At 72.8% G+C, this 19,042-nt stretch carries 16 protein-coding genes; 12 read left to right on the top strand and 4 right to left on the bottom strand.

Annotation, left to right across the window (positions count from 1 at the left end; genetic code table 11):
* Window positions 1–59: 59 nt before the first annotated feature.
* The 3 genes from hutU to EAS64_RS11300 all read right to left on the bottom strand — a co-directional run bounded on the left by hutU (window position 60) and on the right by EAS64_RS11300 (window position 4,989).
* Window positions 60–1,724 (bottom strand): urocanate hydratase, encoded by a 1,665-nt coding sequence (hutU, locus tag EAS64_RS11310; RefSeq protein WP_145852880.1) that lies wholly within the window; start codon window positions 1,722–1,724, stop codon window positions 60–62.
* Between the two features lie 106 nt (window positions 1,725–1,830).
* On the bottom strand, window positions 1,831–3,396 hold the full coding sequence (gene hutH, locus EAS64_RS11305; RefSeq protein WP_145852879.1) for a histidine ammonia-lyase: 1,566 nt from the start codon (window positions 3,394–3,396) through the stop codon (window positions 1,831–1,833).
* A gap of 300 nt (window positions 3,397–3,696) precedes the next feature.
* Window positions 3,697–4,989 (bottom strand): alpha/beta fold hydrolase, encoded by a 1,293-nt coding sequence (locus EAS64_RS11300; RefSeq protein ID WP_145852878.1) that lies wholly within the window; start codon window positions 4,987–4,989, stop codon window positions 3,697–3,699.
* Window positions 4,990–5,036: 47 nt separating this feature from the next.
* On the opposite strand from EAS64_RS11300, the gene EAS64_RS11295 reads away from it, so the two are divergent.
* Window positions 5,037–6,119, top strand: coding sequence for a winged helix DNA-binding domain-containing protein (locus tag EAS64_RS11295; protein WP_145852877.1), 1,083 nt, complete (start codon window positions 5,037–5,039; stop codon window positions 6,117–6,119).
* A 246-nt stretch (window positions 6,120–6,365) separates the two neighbouring features.
* Window positions 6,366–7,397: a LacI family DNA-binding transcriptional regulator gene (locus EAS64_RS11290; protein WP_145852876.1), complete on the top strand. Its 1,032-nt coding sequence runs from the start codon at window positions 6,366–6,368 to the stop codon at window positions 7,395–7,397.
* 14 nt (window positions 7,398–7,411) lie between these two features.
* Here the strand turns inward: EAS64_RS11290 and EAS64_RS11285 are convergent, their stop codons facing one another.
* Window positions 7,412–9,037 carry a DUF885 family protein gene (locus EAS64_RS11285; RefSeq protein ID WP_222849208.1) on the bottom strand — a complete coding sequence of 542 codons (1,626 nt, stop codon included), beginning with the start codon at window positions 9,035–9,037 and terminating at the stop codon, window positions 7,412–7,414.
* A gap of 242 nt (window positions 9,038–9,279) precedes the next feature.
* Here EAS64_RS11285 and EAS64_RS11280 point away from each other — a divergent pair, with 242 nt between their 5' ends.
* From EAS64_RS11280 to EAS64_RS11235, 10 genes are read left to right on the top strand one after another with little or no spacing between them, the layout of a single operon-like run.
* A complete protein-coding gene (locus EAS64_RS11280) occupies window positions 9,280–10,884 on the top strand; it encodes an ABC transporter substrate-binding protein (protein WP_145852874.1) in 1,605 nt (534 codons plus the stop codon).
* A gap of 27 nt (window positions 10,885–10,911) precedes the next feature.
* The gene (locus tag EAS64_RS11275) at window positions 10,912–11,925 is read left to right on the top strand and encodes an ABC transporter permease (protein WP_222849314.1); all 1,014 of its coding nucleotides are present in this window, start codon (window positions 10,912–10,914) and stop codon (window positions 11,923–11,925) included.
* Window positions 11,922–12,824 (top strand): ABC transporter permease, encoded by a 903-nt coding sequence (locus tag EAS64_RS11270; RefSeq protein WP_145852872.1) that lies wholly within the window; start codon window positions 11,922–11,924, stop codon window positions 12,822–12,824. The genes EAS64_RS11275 and EAS64_RS11270 overlap by 4 nt, the downstream gene beginning before the upstream one ends.
* Window positions 12,821–13,804, top strand: coding sequence for an ABC transporter ATP-binding protein (locus EAS64_RS11265; protein WP_145852871.1), 984 nt, complete (start codon window positions 12,821–12,823; stop codon window positions 13,802–13,804). Before EAS64_RS11270 ends, EAS64_RS11265 begins: the two co-directional genes overlap by 4 nt.
* Window positions 13,805–13,824: 20 nt before the next feature.
* Entirely contained in the window at window positions 13,825–15,012 is a 1,188-nt protein-coding gene (locus EAS64_RS11260) for an oligopeptide/dipeptide ABC transporter ATP-binding protein (protein ID WP_246115628.1), read from the top strand.
* Window positions 14,904–16,082 (top strand): amidohydrolase family protein, encoded by a 1,179-nt coding sequence (locus EAS64_RS45740; protein ID WP_246115680.1) that lies wholly within the window; start codon window positions 14,904–14,906, stop codon window positions 16,080–16,082. The genes EAS64_RS11260 and EAS64_RS45740 overlap by 109 nt, the downstream gene beginning before the upstream one ends.
* Window positions 16,079–16,471 carry a Rid family hydrolase gene (locus tag EAS64_RS11250; RefSeq protein ID WP_145852868.1) on the top strand — a complete coding sequence of 131 codons (393 nt, stop codon included), beginning with the start codon at window positions 16,079–16,081 and terminating at the stop codon, window positions 16,469–16,471. The genes EAS64_RS45740 and EAS64_RS11250 overlap by 4 nt, the downstream gene beginning before the upstream one ends.
* The gene (locus EAS64_RS11245; protein ID WP_145852867.1) at window positions 16,468–17,526 is read left to right on the top strand and encodes an LLM class flavin-dependent oxidoreductase; all 1,059 of its coding nucleotides are present in this window, start codon (window positions 16,468–16,470) and stop codon (window positions 17,524–17,526) included. The genes EAS64_RS11250 and EAS64_RS11245 overlap by 4 nt, the downstream gene beginning before the upstream one ends.
* Entirely contained in the window at window positions 17,523–17,891 is a 369-nt protein-coding gene (locus EAS64_RS11240; RefSeq protein WP_145852866.1) for a TIGR04076 family protein, read from the top strand. The genes EAS64_RS11245 and EAS64_RS11240 overlap by 4 nt, the downstream gene beginning before the upstream one ends.
* Window positions 17,888–18,958, top strand: a complete 1,071-nt coding sequence (locus EAS64_RS11235) for an LLM class flavin-dependent oxidoreductase (RefSeq protein WP_222849207.1) — start codon at window positions 17,888–17,890, stop codon at window positions 18,956–18,958. Before EAS64_RS11240 ends, EAS64_RS11235 begins: the two co-directional genes overlap by 4 nt.
* Window positions 18,959–19,042: the final 84 nt, after the last annotated feature.

The following is a 19,042-nucleotide window of genomic DNA, read 5'->3' as shown; positions in this document are numbered from 1 at the left end:
ACGCGAACGGCCACCCCGGGCAAGCGGCGCCACCGTTCACCGTGAGCGCCGCCGTCGGGTCAGTCCCAGGAGGGCAGCCTGACCCCGCAGCGGGCGTTGTCCGCCAGCGTCTGCTCCCCGTTGGGTCCGTCGCCTGAGTCGATGTGCCGCAGTACGCCGAGGCCCGGGTCGTTGGACAGCACCCGCTCGATCTTGGCCGCGGCGAGTGGCGTCCCGTCCGCCACGCACACCTGCCCTGCGTGCAGCGAGCGGCCGATGCCGACGCCGCCGCCGTGGTGGAACGACACCCAGGTCGCGCCGGACGCGGTCGAGGTGAGCGCGTTGAGCACCGGCCAGTCGGCGATCGCGTCGCTGCCGTCGGCCATCGACTCGGTCTCCCGGTAGGGGGACGCGACCGAGCCCGCGTCCAGATGATCGCGGCCGATCACGATCGGCGCCCGGACGTCGCCGTTGGCGACGAGCTCGTTGAAGCACGCCCCTGCCACGTCCCGCTCGCCGTAGCCGAGCCAGCAGATCCGCGCGGGCAGCCCCTGGAACGCGACACGCTCGGAGGCGGCGGTGATCCAGGTACGCAGGCGGTCGTTGTCCGGGAACAGCGAGAGTATCGCCTCGTCGGTGACCCGGATGTCGGCCGGGTCACCAGACAGCGCCGCCCAGCGGAACGGCCCCTTCCCCTCGGCGAACAGCGGCCTGATGTAGGCGGGCACGAAGCCGGGGAACGCGAAGGCACGGCCGTACCCGCCGAGCCGTGCCTCGTCTCTGATCGAGTTGCCGTAGTCGAATACCTCCGCGCCCGCGTCCATGAACCCGACCATCGCCTCCACGTGCCTGGCCATGGACTGCCTGGCCCGGTCGGTGAACTCGGACGGCTTCTTGTCCGCGTAGTCGTGCCAGTCGCCGAGGTCCACGTCTTCCGGCAGGTAGGACAGCGGATCGTGGGCGGAGGTCTGGTCGGTGACGATGTCGACCTCGACGCCGCGGCGCAGCATCTCGGGTAGCACCCAGGCGCAGTTGCCGACGAGCCCAACGGACAGCGCCTTGCGCTCCGCCTTGGCGGCCAGGCACAGGTGCAGCGCGGTGTCCAGGTCTTCCGCCACGATGTCGAGGTATCGCGTCTCGACACGCCGTGCGAGGCGCACCGGGTCGACGTCGACGACCAGGCACACGCCGTCGTTGAGCGTTACCGCGAGCGGCTGCGCGCCGCCCATGCCGCCGCACCCGCCGGTCACCGTCAGCGTCCCGGCGAGCGTGCCGCCGAACCGCTTGGCGGCGATGGCGGCGAACGTCTCGTAGGTGCCCTGCAGGATGCCCTGGGTGCCGATGTAGATCCATGACCCGGCGGTCATCTGCCCGTACATGATCAGCCCGGCCGCCTCCAGGCGTCGGAACTCCGGCCAGTTGGCCCAGTCGCCGACGAGGTTGGAGTTGGCGATGAGCACTCGCGGCGCCCACTCGTGGGTGCGGATGACGCCGACCGGCTTGCCAGACTGGACCAGCATGGTCTCGTCCTCGCGCAGTTCGGTGAGGGTGCGGACCATGGCGTCGAACGCGGCCCAGGAGCGGGCGGCCCGCCCGGTGCCGCCGTACACGACCAGGTCGTCGGGGCGCTCGGCCACCTCGGGGTCGAGGTTGTTCATCAGCATCCGCAGCGGTGCCTCGGTCTGCCAGGACCTGGCGGTGAGCGTGATGCCGCGCGGTGCGCGGACGGGCCGGGCGCCTTCCATGATCATCGTTCCTTATCTCCCGCGACGCCGCCGGTGTCGGCTGGTCAGTGCGGGCTGGCTGGTGGTGCCGGTTCTAAGACAGCATCATCCGAACGGGTGCGTGGTGTCACTCAAGCGCCCCCGTGACATCCTCGGCGGCGCGGACGGCGCCGCCGCTCGCGACATACGTCACCGCATACTCGATCTCCGGCGCCAGGAAGCGGTCGCCTCCCGGCCCGTGGACCGCGTGGCGCAGCCCGGCGGTGACCGCCGCGGTGGCGGCCGCGGGCGCGAGTGGCGCGCGCATGTCGAGCGCGCGGGCGGCGGTGAGCAGCTCGATGGCCAGCACCCGCGACAGTCCGTCGATCGCGCGGCGCAGCTTGCGCCCGGCCGACCAGCCCATGGACACGTGGTCCTCCTGCATGGCCGACGACGGGATGGAGTCGACGCTCGCGGGCGCGGCGAGCCGCTTCATGTCCGACACGATGGCGGCCTGCGCGTACTGGGCGATCATGTGGCCGGAGTCGACGCCCGGGTCGCCGGCCAGGAACGGCGGCAGGCCGTGCGAGCGGGCCACGTCGAGCATCCGGTCGGTGCGCCGTTCGGCGATCGAAGCGAGGTCGGCGGCGGCGATGGCCAGGAAGTCCAGCACGTAGCCGACGGGCGCGCCATGGAAGTTGCCGTTGGACAGCACCCGGCCGTCCGGTGTGACGACCGGGTTGTCGATGGCGCTCGCCAGCTCACGTTGCGCCACGGTGCTGGCGTGCGCGACGGTGTCCCGCGCGGCGCCGTGCACCTGCGGCGAGCAGCGCAGCGAGTAGGCGTCCTGTACCCGGGTGTCCTGCGGGCCGCGGTGGCTGGCGACGATGGCGGAGCCGGCGAGCAGTGCCCGCATGTTGGCGGCGGAGGCGGCCTGACCGGGATGCGGGCGAAGCGATTGCAGGCCGGCCCCGAACGCCGCGTCGGTGCCGAGCAGCGCCTCGACGCTCATCGCGGCGGTGATGTCCGCGGTGACGAGCAGCAGCCGCAGGTCGGTGCAGGCCATGACCAGCATGCCGAGCATGCCGTCGGTGCCGTTGATCAGCGCCAGGCCTTCCTTCTCCGCCAGCACGAGCGGCGTGATGCCGGCGGCGGCGAGCGCCTGCGCCGCGGGAATCGCTGTGCCGGTATCGCCTGGGCCTGTCTCGCCCGGCCTGACGACCCGCACGGTGCCCTCGCCCATCGCGGCGAGCGCGCAGTGCGCGAGCGGCGCCAGGTCGCCCGAGCAGCCGAGCGACCCGTACTCGTGGACGACGGGGGTGATCCCGGCGCTGAGCATCGCCGCGTAGGTGCGCGCCACCGCAAGGCGCACCCCGGTCCGCCCGGTGGCCAGCGTCGACAGGCGAAGCAGCATCATCGCCCTGGTGACTTCCGGCTCGACTTCCGGCCCGGATCCCGCGGCGTGCGAGCGGACAAGGGACCGCTGCAGCTGGGTGCGCCGCTCCACGGGGATGTGCCTGGTGGCCAGGGCGCCGAACCCGGTCGACACGCCGTAATGCGGCGCCGTGTCGTGGGCGAGCGCGTCGATGACCTTGCGGCTCGCGACGATCTCCGCCTCGGCGTCCGGAGAGAGCGCCACGGCCGCGCCATGCCTGGCGACCGCGATGACGTCGGCGAAGCTGACCGGCCCGGTGCTCACGGTGACGGTGTTCATGCCCTCCATGATCGCCTGCCGGCCATCGACCGTGGCCAGGGGCACCGTCCCATTCGCCCGGCCATTGATAACAGCAAGAAGCGCTCGCAAGAAACGACGACAGCGATCATGGTGGACGTTTGGGCACGCCCCGGCGTGCCCAAACGTCCACCGTCGGGCTGGCTATCCGGCGATCGTGATCCCGCGAATCCCGCACGCCCAGTTCTGAGTGTTCTCGCGAGAATGGTGGCGTGCTTGTGGGGGAATTTCACCGGATATATACGCAATTGCATTTACCAATGGCCCGCGCGAGTTACCCGGCTACACCTCGCCGCGGTTCATCGCGATCAGCCGGTCGAGGACCTTGCCGCCGCTGATCCGCAGTCCCTCGTGCTCCCATTCGTTGGTGACCCAGGTGCGCAGGCCGCTGATCGACGCGGCGGTGCGCAGCGAAAGCGCCGCGGGCACGTACAGGTCGTCGTGGTAGACCGCGGCGGCGGCGGGCACCTCGTTGGCGGCGAGCCGCGTCGGGTCGTACAGCGGCGGCCAGCCCTCGCGCTCGGCGAGCAGGTGCGCGGCGTCGCGCAGGGGGAGCAGCGCCGGGTCGAGGTCGACCATCCACGGGTAGACCATCTCGCCGGTGAACAGCAGCGGTGCCTCGCCCGCGACCGCGGCCGCCGGGTCGAAGGCGGGGAACTCGGCCCGCACCCGGTGCGCCGCCCACCGGGTCGCCGTGCCCTGCGCGTAGCAGGACTCGTGCAGCACCGCGTAGAGCGGGGCGCGGGCGAACCCGGTGCGGTCCGCGATGTCGGCAAGGAACGCGTCCGACAGCCCGCCGTCGCCGTCCCACGGGTCCTCGAGCAGGTAGTGCAGCTCGTGGCTGCCTGACGAGCCGCCGAGCATGTCGCCGATCGACTGGAATCGCTCGACGGTCAGCCGCGACCCGTCGGGCAGCCGCACGTCGTGGGTGGCCAGCTGCCTGGCGACCGCCTGGGCCGACTCGATGTCGTCGGGGTAGTTCTCGTAGTGCGCGGCGCAGCGGTCGGCGCACAGCCCGTAGGTGAGCCGGTAGACGGCCTCGGCGTGCGAGCCGAGGCCGGGCAGCCCGCCGGTGATCAGCGCCTCCGCCATGCCATGCGGCGCGAAGGACAGATAGCTCACCGTGCAGAACCCGCCGAACGACTGCCCGAGCACCGACCACGGTCGCTCGCCGCACAGCTGGCGGCGGATCAGCTCGCAGTCGAGCACGATGGAGTCAGCGCGGAAGTGCGCAAGGTACTCCGCCTGCGCGGCCGCCGTGCCTCGCCGTGCCACTGACCGGGCGGTCGCCGGAGTCGACCGCCCGGTGCCCCGCTGGTCGAGCAGCAGCACCCGGTAGTCGTCGAGCGCCCGCGCGAGCCACGTTGACTTGCCGACCGGCCGCTGCGCGGCGAACCCCGGGCCGCCCTGCAGGAACACCAGCCACGGCAGCGCGTCGGGACGGTCGGCCTTGCCCGCCGCGACGACCTCCCTGGCGAACACCTCGATCCGCTCGCCGTCCGGTCTTCCGTGGTCAAGGGGGACGCTGAAGTGATGGTCGGTGAGGACAGTGCCGGGCTGCCGGTAGGTGCGCACGAGAGGGATTATCCCAGCCGCCTGCTCCGGCGGTAGGCTCGCCGCCGGTGGGCACTTCACAGACACGGGCGGCCGCGGGGACCGCCCACGACGAGCGGGCGGTGACCGCGCAGCGGTGCGCGGCGCAGCTGCTGTGCGGCGACCAGGCGGCCAGCGCCGCCGAGGTCACCGGGCGGCTGCTCGCCGTCCAGGCACAAGACCCGCGCGGCGCCCGGCTCACCATCAGGTCCCGTTCGGCGGGGCTGACCGCCGCCGACGTCGACGCCGCGCTCGACCAGCGATCGCTGGTCGTCTCCTGGCTGAATCGCGGGACCCTGCACCTGGTCCGCGTGCAGGACTACTGGTGGCTGCATCCGCTCACCACCCCGCAGATGCGCACGGGGAACTCGCGCCGGCTGGCGCAGGAGGGCGTGCCGCCGGACGACGCGGCCAAGGCGGTGGCCGCGGTGCGGGAGGCGCTTGCCGACGACGGCCCGCTGACCCGGGCGCGGCTCCGTGAGCGGGTCGCCGCCGCGGGGGTGCGGACCGGAGGCCAGGCGATGGTGCACATCCTCGCGCTCGCCACCATCGACGGCCTGATCGTGCGGGGTCCGATGGCCGGCAAGGACCAGGCGTTCGTGCTGGTCAGCGACTGGCTTGGCACACCGCCGCCGGCGCCGGGCCGGGAGAGCGCGCTGGGTAAGCTCGCCAGGCGCTACCTCGCCGGGCATGCGCCCGCATCGGACCGCGACCTTGCCCAGTGGGCGGGCATCGGGCTCCGTGACGCACGACTCGGCCTTGCCGGGTGCGGCGCGGTTCAGCGGCCGGACGGCCTGGCTGAACTGTCCGGCGCCGGCCGGCGCGCCCAAGCCCCGCTGCCACCGCCGCTGCTGCTCGGCGCGTTCGATCCGCTGCTGCTCGGCTGGGCATCCCGGGAGGCCATCGTCGGCCCGCACCGGCAGATCGTCACCGTCAACGGGCTGTTCCGCCCGTTCGCCCTGGCCGGGGGAGTGGCGGTGGCGACCTGGTCGTTCGCCGGCGGGAAGGTCGCGCTCGCGCCGTTCGCACCGCTCGCCGACCAGACCCTGGCCGCACTAGACGCGCAGGCCGCCGACGTGACCCGCTTCCTCGGCGCAGAGCCGGCCAGTTGACCAAGGCAGGCCAGCCCGCCGTGTGCCTCCCACCTCCGCTGATAACAGCAAGAAGCGATCACCAAGAATCACCGTGGCTTAGCTTGCTCATAATAATCGGTCAAATCATCACCAGACAGGGCAGACGAACGCCGTGACCAGCAAGTACGCTCGTACTGCTCACCGCGCCGCTGGCCCGGGTGCCCTTGGGTTACCGGCGCGGCAGGGGCGAGAACGTTCGTATGCGGCGGTGCGGGAGCGTGGGCTGTGGCGGTCGATCTCCGGGACGTGGCACGGCACAGCGGTGTGTCGGTGTCGACCGCGTCCCGCGCGTTGCGCGGCTCGGGGCGGGTCAGTCCCGCCACCGAGGCGCGGGTTCGCGCTGCTGCCGCCGCCCTCGCGTACCGGCCGAACGCCAGCGCGCGTGCGCTGCGCACCGCGCGCTCCGGTTTCGTCGGCCTCGTCGTCACCAACCTGGTCAACACCAGCTTCCACACGATCGCCGAGGTCGTGCAGCATGAGCTCGCCAGGCGCGGCTTCCAGCTCATGCTGGCGGTGACGGCGGGGGACCCCGCCGCCGAACGGGCGGCACTGCGGACCCTGGCCGAGCACAGCGCCGCCGGCGTCATCGTGGTCGGCGCCGACGACAGCGCGAGCGAGGACCTGCGCGCGCTCAGCGTGCCGACGGTCCACCTGGCCCGCCGTCCGCCGCACCTGGCAGGCGACTGCGTGCTCGGCGACGACATCGCCGGTGCGCGGCTGGCGGCCGAGCACCTGCTCGGCCTCGGCCACCGCCGGATCGCGATCATCGCCGGGCCGGGCGGCGTGCAGTCCGGCCGGGAGCGGATGGCCGGGTACTGGCTGGCGATGCGCGGCGCGGGGATCGACCCGGACGCGAACCTCGCGGTGGCGGCCGACCTGTCGCCCGACGCCGGGGCCGAGGCGGTCGCCACGCTGCTCGCGCTGCCGCCCGCCCGCCGACCGACCGCGCTGATCATCGCCAACCACGAGGCCGTCTACGGCGCGCTTCCCGCGCTGCGCGGCCGGTCCGTCGCGGTGCCGGCTGAGCTGTCGGTGATCTGCTACGAAGATTCGCCGCTCGTGCGCTGGTGGCATCCGGCGATGACGGTGGTCGACAACAGCGCGCGGCAGATGGGCGAGCTCGCCGCGCGGCTGCTGCTGACCAGGCTCGAGCAGCCGGCCGGCCAGGACGGCACCCGGGAGTTCAGCGAGTTCCGGGTGGGCGGGCGGCTGGTCGAGCGGGACTCGTGCCGCCCGCTGCCCGGCGCCTGCGCCTAGTCGTCGTCGATGGCCTAGTCGTCGACGCCGATGGCGGGGAGCTCGTCAGTCAGGCCGAGCAGTTCCCAGCGGAGCAGCGCGATCGGCACGTTGCCGTTGACCCAGATCGCGTCGTGCAGCTCGCGCAGGTCGAAGCCAGTGCCGTCGAGCCCAGCCCCGCGCACCCGGGCGGCGTCGGCGAGCAGCGCGATCAGCTGCGACTTGCCGATCTGGTAGGTCAGCGCCTGGCCGGGCGACTCGGCGAAGAACGCGGCTTCCTCGGCGGCGGTCTCGGCGTCCATGGGCACCCGGCCGGTCAGCTCGGCGGCGGCGTCGGCTATCGACAGTGCGCCAGTGGCCAGGCCCACGTCGACAGTCACCCGCAGCGCGCGCAGCCGCATGAAGTTGCACACGGCGGCCCTGGTGTGCGGCGCGTCGTCGAGCAGGCCGGCGGCCAGCATCAGCTCCTCGTTGTAGAACGCGATGCCCTCGTTGGCGCCCGAGTCGTAGTAGTGCCGCCGCACGGGCCGCGGGTTGCGCCAGGACAGCGCGAGCTGCTGGTAGTGCACGCCCTCGTGGATGATGCCGGCGCGCGGGTCGCGGGCGTTGGCGGCGTAGAAGTAGGGCAGGTGCGGGCCCGGTTCCGGCACGTAGGCGACGCCGTTCTCGTCCAGCCGCCCCGGACCGGTCAGCTCGTCGGTCATGCCAAGGAAGCGCAGCGGCTCCAGGTAGGCGGGCATGGGCAGCACCAGGTACCTGCCAAGGCCGGCGGGCTGGCTGAGCAGGTCCTCGCGCTCGTAGAACGCGCGCACCGACGCCTCGGCGGCGTCCTCGGCGGCGCACTGCCCGGCCGCGGTCGCCGGCAGCGGCGGCTCGGGGACATTCCGGTTGCGGTGGCGGTGCACCAGTTCGAGCCAGACGGCCCTGTCGTACTCGCGGCGGCCGATCGCGTCGATCTCGCCGATGGTGAGCGGGACGCAGGCCACCTCGCGCAGGAACCATTCGTACCGTTCGGGACCGACCGGGGCGGCGGGCGCCAGGCCGGTCAGCGCGGCGGCCAGCCAGCTCGCGTGCGCCTCCAGGGCGCCGGCCGCCTCGCCGGCGGCGGAGCGCAGGTCGGCCGCGGCGGCCGGGGCGATCGCGGCGAGCGCGTCCGTGCACGCGTCGAGCCGTCCGCGGATGCCGTCGAGTTCCCCGAGCGCCAGCTCGGCGAACTCGCGGGCCGCGCCCGCCAGCGCGGCGGGTGCGTGCCCCAGGGTGGCGGGGACGGCGCGCAGCAGGCGGACGACCTCCGTGACCCTGGCCTCGTCCACACCGGGGCGCAGCAGCGCGTCGAAGACCGGGCCGATCGCCTGGTCGGTCCAGAAGCGGGGGACCGACCGCACCCGCAGCGTGTCGGACTCCCAGGTCACCCGGGCGATCGCGGAGCGCAGCAGCCGGTGGTCAACCCGGTCGGGCACCGCGTCCGCGTCCGGGCGGATCCGGCCGAGCTCGGCGCGGAACGCCTGGAGTTCCTCGTACCTGCGGCCGGCGAGGTCCGGGTCGGTCTCGGGCAGCCAGCCGCGGGGCCGGTCGAGCCGGGGGATGTCGTCGCGGCTGCGGGGCTGCTGGCGGGCACGCCAGGCCCAGAACCGGGCGGCCAGGTCATCGAGCTCGCGCACCGGGTTCCCCTCTCTCGTCAAACCGTCTCGTGAGAACCGCTTGAGGCAACGTTTGCGCAACCGTATCCGGCTCCGGACGGCCGCATCGCGCGGGGGCCCCGGTCCCGACGGTCATCGCCTTACCTGGGCAAATGGACACGAAGTCGTTGCACGGAAGAAACACAACCCGCTTGACCAGCAGGGGTATCGAATGGGAACGTTTGCGTACCTTAGACCGGAGTGAGGGTGAAGGAGCTTTATCGATGAGATTGTCCCGATGGGCGGCTGCGGGCGCCGTGGCGGCGGTTGCCGCCGGCGTGACCGCGTGCGGCAGCTCCGCATCTAGCGGCTCCCCCAGCTCGGGTGGCACGTCGAGCACCTCGGCGGGCTCGTCTGCGACGCTGGTCGTCGAGAACGCCTTCGTGCTGAAGACCCTCGACCCGGGCCGGATGTTCGAGCCGACCGGCCTGATGATCGACCGTGTGCTTTACGACACGCTGCTCACCTACAAGGGCAGCGACGTGTCCAAGCCGGTACCCGACCTCGCGTCCTCGTGGACCGCCTCGTCGGACGCCAAGACGTTCACCTTCACCCTCCGCAAGGGCGTGAAGTTCGCCAACGGCGACCCGGTCACAGCCAGCGATGTCGTCTTCTCGCTGAACCGGACCAAGAACATCGCAGGCAACCCGTCGTTCCTGATGGCGGGGATCACCGCGACCGCGCCCGACGCGAACACCGTGGTGCTGACGTCCGCGACCCCGAACACCGCCATCCCGGCGATCGTCACCAACCCGGCGCTCGGCATCCTCGACGCCAAGGCCGTGACGGCCGACGGCGGCACGGACAGCGCCAAGGCGGCGACCGCTGACAAGGCCGAGACCAAGCTCAACACGGTCTCCGCGGGCAGCGGCCCGTACACGCTGACCAGCTTCAGCACCACCAGCCAGGTCGTGCTGACCGCGAACCCTGACTACTGGGGCCCCAAGGCCAAGTACGGCAAGATCGTGATCCGCAACGTCGAGGCCAGCGTGCAGAAGCTGGACGTGCTGCGCGGTGAGTCGCAGATCGCCGTCGACCTGTCGCCCACTCAGGCCGAAGGCATGAGCGGGGTGCAGATCGTCAACGGCGCCTCGCCGAACCTGTTCTTCGTGCTGTCCAACGACAGCACCAAGGTCTCCAAGACCGCGTCGAACAAGGACTTCCAGACCGCGGTCAGGGACGGGATCAACTACCCGAGCCTGCTGCAGCTGGCGGGCAAGGGCTCGGTGCAGGCGGCCGGCGTGATCCCGTCGATGTTCCTCGGCTCGCTGCCGGCCAGCAAGGCGCCGACGTACGACCTGGCCAAGGCCAAGGCGGCGCTGGCGGCGTCCGGCCTGGGGCACCCGACGGTCACCATGACCTACCCGAGCGACCTGTCGGTCAACGGCATCAGCTTCGGTGACCTGGCGGCCCGCGTGCAGCAGGACCTGGCGCAGGTCGGCATCACGGTGAAGCTGCAGGGCCAGTCGATCCAGGTGGCGCTCAACACCTACCGGGCGGGCACCGAGGAGATGGGCCTGTGGTACTGGGGCCCGGACTACCCGGACCCGAGCGACTACCTGAACTTCATGCCTGGCCAGCTGGTCGGCCTGCGGGCCGGCTGGGCGAAGGGCGCGGACCCGTCGATCGAGTCGCTGGCCTCCACCGCCGCGTCGACCACGCAGGACTCCGCTCGCTCGTCGATCTACCAGCAGATCCAGGAGTCCATGAACACCGCGAGCCCGTTCATGCCGCTGATCCAGCCGGCGCAGATCGTCGTGGGCACCACCTCGGTGAAGAACCTGCAGTCGAACGCGCTGTGGCTGGTCAACCTGGGTGAGCTCGGCTGACGTGACCTCGGCTAGCCCGGCCACGACCTGCGCCGTTTCCTGCTCCGTCGGCTCGGCACCGGCGTAGTGCTGCTGATCGGGATCACCCTGGTGGCGTTCGTGGTGACCCACCTGGTGCCCGGCGACCCGGTCGCCGCCAACCTCGGCCAGGGCGCGCTCAACGACCCGGCGGCGGTGGCGGCGTTCCGCCACCAGTACGGTCTCGACCAGCCGCTGCCCATCCAGTACCTGCGCTATCTCGGCGACCTGCTGCACGGCAACCTGGGCATCTCCGAGCAGTCGCACCGCGCGGTGCTCAGCGACCTGAACGAGTATGTGCCCGCCACCGTCGAGCTCGCGCTGTTCGCCATCGTGACCTCGCTGGTGATCGGCGTGGGGCTCGGCATCCTCGCCGCCGCGTTCCGCGACCGCTGGCCGGATCACTTCATCCGGGTGGTCAGCCTCGGCGGCGTGTCGATGCCGGTCTTCTGGATCGCGCTCGTCGCGTTCTACCTGCTGTTCTTCCGCCTCGGCTGGCTGCCGGGCGGTGGCAGGCTCGACCCGACCCAGGTCGCGCCGACCCACCTGACCGGCCTGTACACGGTGGACGCGCTGGTGCACGGCCAGTGGGCGCTGCTGTGGTCGGCGCTGCGCCACCTGGTGCTCCCCGGCCTGGTGCTCGCCGTCTACACCGTCGGCATGCTGACCAGGTTCACCCGCGCCTCGATGCTGGAGATCATGGGCAACGACTACGTGCGGGCCGCCAGGCTCAAGGGGCTGCCCGAGCGGACGGTCATCCTGCGGCACGTGCTGCGCCCCGCCCTCATCTCTGTCATCACCGTGGCCGGGCTCGCGTTCGCGAACCTGCTGTCAGGCACCGTGCTTGTGGAGAACATCTTCGCCTGGCCGGGCGTGGGCCAATACGCCTATCACAGCGCCGTCAACCTCGACTTGCCCGCCATCATGGGCGTGTCGCTGTTCATCGCGCTGGTCTACATCGTGCTCAACCTCGTCGTCGACCTGCTGTACGGGGTTATCGACCCCAGGATCAGGCTGTCATGACGGAATCGTCTCTTCCCCCGCCCGTGCCCGCCCTGGCCGCGGAGGCGCTGCGTCGTCGCCGCTGGCTCCGGATTCCCGCGCCGTGGCGGCGTCCCCTCGCCGCCGCCGGGGTCGCCGTGGTCGCCGCCTGGGTGGTGATCGCCGTGTTCGCACCGCTGATCGGCCCGGACAACCCGCTGGCGCAGAACTACGACATCCTCGCGGCGCCGTCGTCGGCGCACTGGTTCGGCACCGACGAACTCGGCCGCGACGTGCTCTCGCGGGTGCTGTCCGGCGCCCGGGTCACGCTGCCGCTTTCGGTGCTGCTTGTCATCCTCTCGATGATCATCGGTGCGGTGATCGGCGCCGCCGCCGGGTTCCTCGGCGGCTGGGTCGACAACGCGCTGATGCGCGTTGCGGACCTGTTCTTCGCGTTCCCCGGCATCATCCTGGCGATGGCAGTCGCCGCCGCGCTCGGCCCCCAGCTGCGCAACGCGGTGATCGCGGTGGTCGCGGTGTCCTGGCCGTCGTACGCGCGGCTGGTCCGCTCGCTGGTGCTGTCCGCGCGTACCGCCCCCTACGTCACCGCCTCCCGGATGCTCGGCGCGTCGGGGTGGCGGGTGCTGCTCACCGACATCAGGCCCAACATCTCCGGCCCGGTGTTCGTGCTCGGCGCGCTCGACCTGGGCAACGCGGTGCTGCTGCTGTCCGGCCTGTCGTTCCTCGGCCTCGGCGCGCAGCCGCCGACCGCCGAGTGGGGCGCCATGGTCGCCGAGGGCACGCAGAACTTCAACGACTGGTGGGTGGGCCTGTTCCCGGGCCTGGCGATCCTGACGGTGGTGCTCGCGTTCAACTTCATCGGCGACACGCTGCGCGACGCGCTCGACCCGCGCACGGCGAGGGCGGTGCGGCTTTCTTGAGTGAACTGCTCGCAGTGAACAACCTGACCGTGGCGCTGCCGACCCGCGCGGGCTACCGCAACGCCGTCGACAACCTGTCCCTCACCGTGAACTCCGGCGAGGTGGTGGGCATCGCGGGGGAGAGCGGCAGCGGCAAGACGATGACCGCCCTGTCGCTGTTCGGCCTGCTGCCGCAGGGCGCCCGGGTCTCCGGCGAGGCAAGGCTCGATGGCACTAACCTGCTCGCGCTGCGCGGCAAGCAGCTGCGCGCCGTCCGCGGCAAGCAGGTCGCCATGGTGTCGCAGGACCCGTCCGCCGCGCTGCACCCGATCCTCACCATCGGCACCCAGCTCACTGAGCACATGCGCCACCATCTCGGCGTCTCCAAGACCGAAGCGCTGAGCCGGGCGGCGGAACTGCTCGACACCGTGCGCATCCCCGACCCGGAGCGGGCGCTCAGCTCCTATCCGGGGCAGTTCTCCGGCGGCATGCGCCAGCGGATCGCGATCGCGGTCGCGCTCGCCGCCGAGCCGCGGCTGCTCGTCGCCGACGAGCCGACCACCGCGCTTGACGTGACGGTCCAGGCAGGCATCCTGCGGCTGCTTGACCGGCTGTGCCAGGAGCGGGACATGGCGGTCATCGTCATCACCCACGACCTGGGCGTGATGTCCGCGCTGGCTCGCCGGGTCTACGTGATGTACGCGGGCCGGCTCGCCGAGGCGGGCCCCACCTCGCGGCTGCTGACCAGCCCGCGGCACCCCTACACGCGGGGACTGCTCGACGCGCTGCCGCACCCCGAGGCCGGCGGCGCGCCGCTTGTCCCGATCGGCGGCACCCCGCCGTCGCTCGGCGCGGTGCCCGACGGCTGCCCGTTCCACCCCCGCTGCTCGCACGCGGTGGCGTCCTGCGCGACCACGCGGCCCGACGCCGTGCAGGCCGGCGGCGAGAACGGCCCGCACCTGCTGGCCTGCCCGCCCGATCCGCTGCGGGCCGCGTCATGACCGTCAGCCAGGAGAACCCCGTGACCGACGGCACTGTGTTCAGCAACCCCGGGTCGGACAACCCCGTGCTGGCGATGACGGACGCGGCCGTGGAGTACCGCCGCCATGGCCAGCGGGTCCGCGCCCTGGACGGCGTCGACCTGACCGTGGCCCGCGGCGAGGTCGTCGGCCTCGTCGGCGAGTCCGGCTGCGGCAAGTCGACGCTCGCCCGCGCCGCAGTCGGCCTGGTGCCGCTCGCGGCGGGCACGGTCAGCTTCGAGGGGGAGCCGGTCGCGCCGCTCGGCATGCGCCGCAGGCCCGGCCGCCTGCGCGGCCTGCAGATGGTCTTCCAGGACCCGTACGAGTCGCTCAACCCGCGGCGCAAGGTCGGCGAGCTGATCGCCGACGGGGTGCTGCTCGGCGGGGGCAGCCGGTCCGCCGGCCGGGCCCGCGCGGTCGAACTGCTCGAGCGGGTCGGCCTGCCGGCCACCGCGGCCGACGGCTACCCGCACGAGTTCAGCGGCGGGCAGCGGCAGCGGATCGCGATCGCCCGCACGCTGGCCGCCAAGCCGTCGTGCCTGATCGCCGACGAGCCGATCAGCGCGCTCGACGCCTCCGCGCAGGCGCAGATCGCCAACCTGCTCACCGCCCTGGTCCGCGAGGAGGGCATCGGCCTGCTGCTCGTGTCCCATGACCTGTCGGTGGTCCGGCAGGTCGCCGACCGGGTCGCGGTCATGTACCTGGGCAGGATCGTCGAGTCCGGCGAGACCGCAGAGGTGTGGTCGAGCCCGAACCACCCCTACACCGAGGCGCTGGTGGCGGCAATCCCGCGCGCCGACGGCGCCGGGGTGCTGCCCGCCGACCTGCCCGGTGACGTGCCCGACCCGGCGAGCCCACCGTCCGGCTGCCGGTTCCACCCGCGGTGCCCGATCGCCCGCGACGAGTGCGCGAGCACCGAACAGCGGCTCGTACCGCTCGGCAGCCGCGCGGCCGCCTGCCATGTCCGCGCGCCGCTGCCTGGCACCGCCCTCGACCCAGCCGGCGCGGGCGCGGACGATTCGCGCCCTCAGGCATCCGGAGCTGCCTCGTTATGTGGCTTGTCAACGCGCACGTCGTCGACGTGCTGGCCGGCGAGGTGCTGCCCGCGCGCGCCATCGAGATCGCACCAGACGGCACGATCGCCCAGGTCGCGGCCGCCGTTCCGCCCGGCCTGCCGGACGGGCAGGTGAGCGACGTGGCGGGCCGCTGGCTGCTGCCCGGCCTCATCTCATGCCACACCCACCTCTCGGTGGTGTTCCCGTTCTCCGACACCGACGAGGCGGAGAACCCGGCGCTCACCGCCTACCGCTCGGCCGCCAGGGCCAGCGCGGCGCTCACCGCGGGGATCACCACCATCCGCTGCGTGCATGAGCAGAACCGCGCCGACCTGCTGCTGCGCCAGGCGGCGCGGCGCGGCTGGATCGACGCGCCGCGCATCCTCGGCGCCGGCCGTGCCGTCTCCACCCGTGGCGGGCACGGCGCGGGTTCCGGCTGCGCGGAGGCGTCAGGCGAGGACGAGTTCTACGCGGCCGCGCTCGCCGAACTCGAGGCGGGCGCCGACCACATCAAGATCTTCATCAGCGGCGGCCTGGCAAGCGCGGGGGAGCGGGTCGAGAACCCGGAGATGAGCGACGGGGAGATCCGCGGCGCGGTGCGCGCCGCCGACACTCGCGACAGCTACGTGGTGGCCCACTCCGGCGGGTCCACCGCGATCAGGCAGGCGCTCGCCCAGGGGGTGCGCTGCTTCGAGCACGCCTACCAGCTCGACGAAGACACCGCCGCGCTGCTGGCAAGCCGCGGCGCCTACGTCACCCCGACGCTGTGCGTGACCAGGTCCGAGACGTGGATGCGGGCCAACGGGTTCGAGGAGCACACCATCGCCAACGCAGCGAACGCCGCCGACGAGCACCTGGCAAGCGCGCGGCGCGCCATCAAGGCCGGCATCACGCTGCTGAACGGGACCGACTACCCGCCGGGCGACCAGGTTGACGGGGTGCCCGTCGCGGTGCTCGAGCTGTTCCTGATGGCCGAGGCGGGGCTGACCAATCACCAGGCCCTGCAGACGATCTCGGTCAACGGCGCGCGGCTGCTCGGCATCGACAAGCACGTCGGCCAGATCCGCCCCGGCTACGCCGCCGACCTGATCGCCGTCGACGCCAACCCGCTCGCGGACCTTGCCGCGCTTGGCGACATCAGCCTGGTCATGCAGGCAGGCCGGGTCATCCGCGACAGCCGCGTTCCCGCCGGGGCGGCCCGGTGACCAGCACCGCGCGGTACACCGACTCCTCCGGGTGGCAGCAGCAGGCCGGCTACAGCCGCGCGGTGCGGCGCGGGCCGGTAATCACGGTCAGCGGCACCACCGCCACCGGCCCGGACGGCGCGGCGCTGTGCCCGGGTGACACCCTCGGCCAGGCGCGGATCTGCCTAGAGCGGGTGCTCGGCGCGGTGGCCGCGCTCGGCGGCACCCCGGACGACGTGGTTCGTACAGTCGTGTACCTGGCGCCGGACGCGAACTGGGAAGAGGCGTCGCAGGCGCACCGGGAGGCGCTCGGCGATGTCGCGCCGGCCAACACCATGCTCTACGTCGCCGGGCTGATCGGCGGGGACTTCCTCGTCGAGGTGGAGGCAATGGCAGTGGCGGCCGGATGAGGTTCTCCGTCCGAGTCAACAACGACCTGAGCGTCGCGGAGCTGAGCGCGCTGACCGTCGCGGCGGAGGCCGCCGGGTTCGACCAGGTGTGGGTGTCCAACGACCTGCTGCTGCGGTCCGCCCCGGTGCTCGCCGCCACCCTGGCGGCGCGGACCAGCCGGATCAGCCTCGGCATCGGCGTGATGAACCCGTACTCGGTGCACCCGAGCGAGCTGGCGATGATGGCCGCCACGCTGCAGGAGTCAAGCGGCGGACGGTTCCTGCTCGGGATCGGCGCGGGCGCCGAGGAGTTTCTCGCCTGGGCGGGCATTGCCCGCACCGCGCCGCTCGCCACCACGAGGGCCGCGGTCGTCACCCTGCGGGCGCTGCTCGGCCACACCGACGTCGACCGGTCGCTGCTGCCTGCCTGGGCCCGCGAGCACGTCGCGGCGCTGAAGTTCCCGCTCGGCCGGCCGGTTCCCGTTTACGTCGGCGCGATGGGCCCCAGGATGCTGACGATGGCCGGGCAGCACGCCGACGGCGCCCTGCCGCTGCTGTACCCGCCGGAGACCTACGCCGCCGCCCGCGCTTCGGTACTGTCCGGCGCGGCACCCGCGGGCCGCGACGTCGACCTGCCCGCCTGCTTCTGGGTGTCGCTGTCTGACGACCCGGCGCTGGCCCGGGCCGCGCTCGCGGAAAAGCTCGCGTACTACGGCGCGTCCTTCGCCGAGCCGCTGCTTGAGCAGGCCGGGCTGCGGCCGGCCGATTTCACCGAGGCGGCGCGGCTCGCGCACAGCGGACAGGCGGCCGCCGCGCACGTCGACGAACGGATGCTGTCGCTCGGCATCGCCGGCGACGCTGGCGACGTGATCGCGCGCTGCCGCGGGCTGCATGACATGGGCGCCAGCCACCTGTCGTTCGGTCCGCCGCTCGGGCCTGACCCGGTCACCGCGATCGGCCTGCTCGGCGAACGCGTCCTGCCCGCGCTGCGCGCGCTGCCGCAATCAGCGGATGTTCCCGCTGCCGGGACCGCGCCGTCCCGCATGGCGGTCCCGACAGAAGGCGGCAGGCGATGACCGGGCAGGAAGACAGCCAGTCAGGCCAGCCGGAACCCGCCGGCGACGGTGGCAGCGACATGACCCTGTGGGACCTGCGGGTCACCGTCGACTCCATCGGCGGCCGTCCAGTGTGCGGCCTGTCGGTCGGCGACTCCTTCGACGTCACGCAGAGCTGCCGACTCTCCATTCCGGCCGACCGCCACTTCTGCCTGTACGCCCTGGCGGCGGTGCTCCCGCTGCTGCCCGCCAAGCAGCGTGACCTGCCCGCGGCCGACTGGCTCGAGCGCGACAACCTCGTCGCCTGCCCCGACCCGGACGAGCGGCTTGTCATGCGGATCACCCGCACCACCCGGCGTCCGCTGCGCTCCGCCGACCTGACGTGAGCGGCACGCCAGTGCCTGACCGCGAACTGCACGCGGGGCGCAACCACGCCGCGCAGCCTGCCGGGCCTGCGCCCGCCGAGATCGGGATCGCGTTCCAGACCGACAAGCCAGCCGGCGGCTACGGGCCGCTGGCCGCCGCCGCCGAGGCGCACGGCTTCGACGTGGTCAGCGTCTTCGCCGACCTGCTGTACCAGCCGCCGCTGCCCGCGCTGCTTGAGATGGCCGCCGCGACCAGCCGGGTCCGCCTCGGCACCGCCTGCCTGAACCCCTACACGCTGCACCCGTACGAGATCGCAGGCCAGGCCGCGGCGCTTGCCGCCGCCTCCGCCGGGCGCGGCTACCTCGGCCTGGCCCGCGGCGCCTGGCTGGATGCGATCGGCCTCGCCCAGCCGAGGCCGCTGGTCCGGCTGCGCGAGACCGCCGCCATTGTCCGTGCGTTGCTGTCCGGCGACGATAGCGGTTTCGCGGGGGAGGAGTTCCGGCTGGCGCCTGGCGTCCGGCTGCGCTATCCGCTGCCCGACAGGCTCCCGCCGCTCATGCTCGGCGCATGGGGCCCGCGCGGCGCGGCCCTGGCCGGTGAGATCGCCGACGAGCTCAAGATAGGCGGGACCGCGAGCCCTGGCGTCGTCGCCCAGGCTTGCGCCCGTACCGCCGCGGCCGCGCAGGCGGCGGGGCGTGCCGTCGGCTCGGTGCGGGTAGTCGCGGGCGCGGTCACCGTGGTCGCCGAGGACGGCGCCGCCGCCAGGCGGCGGGCCCGCTCGGAGGTCGCCATGTACCTGGCGGTCGTCGGCGCGCTCGACAGCACCCGCGAACTGCCGGAAGGACTGCTACCCAGAATCTCCGCGCTGACCGCGGCCGGCGACGAGGCGGCAGCCGGCGCGCTCATCCCAGACGACGTGCTCGACCGGTTCGCCTTCTCCGGCACCCCCGAGCAGGTCGCCGGGCAGGCCAGCGCCGTGATCGCGGCCGGCGCCGGCCGGATCGACTTCGGCACACCGCACGGGCTGACCGACTCCGACGGCGTCCGGCTCCTCGGCACCCGGGTCCTGCCCCTGCTGCGCGGCTAACGGTCCTACCCCCGCACGGGCACCATCGGCCCATCCGCTATCCGCTTTCATCGATGCGCCGGCCCCGAATACGCTAGCCAGCCA

Origin of the sequence: Trebonia kvetii, assembly GCF_007827045.1 — a bacterium.
Lineage (GTDB): Bacteria > Actinomycetota > Actinomycetes > Streptosporangiales > Streptosporangiaceae > Trebonia > Trebonia kvetii.
This window is presented reverse-complemented; position numbering and strand designations above follow the sequence as displayed.

What these genes read in the sequence shown, in the direction of transcription:
- hutU (WP_145852880.1), bottom strand. Translation starts at nt 1,724, where the DNA reads ATGGAAGGCGCCCGGCCCGTCCGCGCACCGCGCGGCATCACGCTCACC.
- hutH (WP_145852879.1), bottom strand. Translation starts at nt 3,396, where the DNA reads ATGAACACCGTCACCGTGAGCACCGGGCCGGTCAGCTTCGCCGACGTC.
- EAS64_RS11280 (WP_145852874.1), top strand. Translation starts at nt 9,280, where the DNA reads ATGAGATTGTCCCGATGGGCGGCTGCGGGCGCCGTGGCGGCGGTTGCC.
- EAS64_RS11270 (WP_145852872.1), top strand. Translation starts at nt 11,922, where the DNA reads ATGACGGAATCGTCTCTTCCCCCGCCCGTGCCCGCCCTGGCCGCGGAG.
- EAS64_RS11245 (WP_145852867.1), top strand. Translation starts at nt 16,468, where the DNA reads ATGAGGTTCTCCGTCCGAGTCAACAACGACCTGAGCGTCGCGGAGCTG.
- EAS64_RS11240 (WP_145852866.1), top strand. Translation starts at nt 17,523, where the DNA reads ATGACCGGGCAGGAAGACAGCCAGTCAGGCCAGCCGGAACCCGCCGGC.